This window comes from Streptomyces sp. NPDC004658, from assembly GCF_040609555.1.
GTDB lineage: Bacteria > Actinomycetota > Actinomycetes > Streptomycetales > Streptomycetaceae > Streptomyces.
This window is the reverse complement of sequence record NZ_JBEXKG010000431.1, coordinates 1-1,109: the sequence shown is the minus strand read 5'-3', so window position 1 is coordinate 1,109 and position 1,109 is coordinate 1. Positions and strand designations below refer to the sequence as shown.

Sequence of the window (1,109 nt, the reverse complement as noted above, 5' to 3'; positions counted from 1 at the left end):
CTGATTCCGACGCCACCGGCCAGGTCAGCGAGCCCGCAGGCCGCACCGGCGGTGACCGTGCCACAACGTGCCAGTAGGAGCGGTAAAGAGCGGTCATCACAGGTGACGATACGACGCTCGGATCCGGGAAGCATCAGCCTGTTCCTGCAGGTCAGGCGCCATTGATGCCTGGGCGCCGGGTGATTCCCAAGCTCAGAGCGCGAGTTCGATTCTCGTCACCCGCTCCATGAAAAAGCCCCAGGCCAGCGGCCCGGGGCTTTTTGTTATTGCTCAAGCTCGGTCGAGCCGCCTGCACCCAACGCGCCCCTCGACTTCTTCCGGTCACCAGAACCCCACGAGCACATATGGCAACTATGATAGTTGTTATACCCTTCAGTGCATGGAGACGAAGACGTACACAACCATCGACCTACGCAAGGGGATGGGCGAGATCCTGGACCGGACCCGCATCGCCGGCGAGGCCGCCGCCATCACCCGCAAAGGGAAGACGGTCGCCTACCTGGTGCCGGCCGAGTGGTTCGAGCAGATGGCCTCTCGGCAGCAGTCGCACGGGGCCGCCTGACTACCCCCCACTACCAAGGAGCTCGAACCATGCCCGCCCATGCACTTTTCTTCGATGGGTACGAGGGGGAACCCCTGCGGTTGCCGCCCATGCCCGAACGCACGCCCCAAGCACTCCGGTTGGCCATTCAGGAGCACGCTCCACACCTCCTCCCGGACTTTGAGGCTCACTGGAAGCGCGTCATCGGCGATGCCTTCAACATCACCCCCGTACCGGCCTTCATGCGCCTGTGGTGGACGCAGTACGCCATCGCGCGAAATCCCGTGCTCGACTCACACCTTCGCGACCTCGAAACCCGCGCCGCCAAGTCCGAGGACCCCGAGGAGTCCACCCGGCTTCTGGAGGAGTACAGCCGCCTCCGGCACGAAGCCGCTGAGAGGAAGCCCGGAGAGTGATCGACGAACCACTCCGGCCGCCTTGGCAGATGGACTGGACGAAGGAGGCGCAGCACGACTTCCAGGACATGCCAGCCGAAGGCAGTGACCTGGTCAAGAGTGCCCGAGCGGAACTGATTACTGCCGAAGACCCGTACTCCCGGGGAATCGAC

General features: G+C 63.9%; 2 protein-coding genes. Both read left to right on the top strand.

Annotated features, from left to right (window positions below; genetic code table 11):
- Positions 1 to 379: 379 nt before the first annotated feature.
- The gene (locus tag ABZV94_RS41925; RefSeq protein ID WP_356350413.1) at positions 380 to 562 is read left to right on the top strand and encodes a type II toxin-antitoxin system Phd/YefM family antitoxin; all 183 of its coding nucleotides are present in this window, start codon (positions 380 to 382) and stop codon (positions 560 to 562) included.
- A 29-nt stretch (positions 563 to 591) separates the two neighbouring features.
- Positions 592 to 957 carry a hypothetical protein gene (locus ABZV94_RS41920; protein ID WP_356350411.1) on the top strand — a complete coding sequence of 122 codons (366 nt, stop codon included), beginning with the start codon at positions 592 to 594 and terminating at the stop codon, positions 955 to 957.
- Positions 958 to 1,109: the final 152 nt, after the last annotated feature.

Coding starts and splice junctions, on each gene's coding strand:
- ABZV94_RS41925 (WP_356350413.1), top strand. CDS start 380: ATGGAGACGAAGACGTACACAACCATCGACCTACGCAAGGGGATGGGC.
- ABZV94_RS41920 (WP_356350411.1), top strand. CDS start 592: ATGCCCGCCCATGCACTTTTCTTCGATGGGTACGAGGGGGAACCCCTG.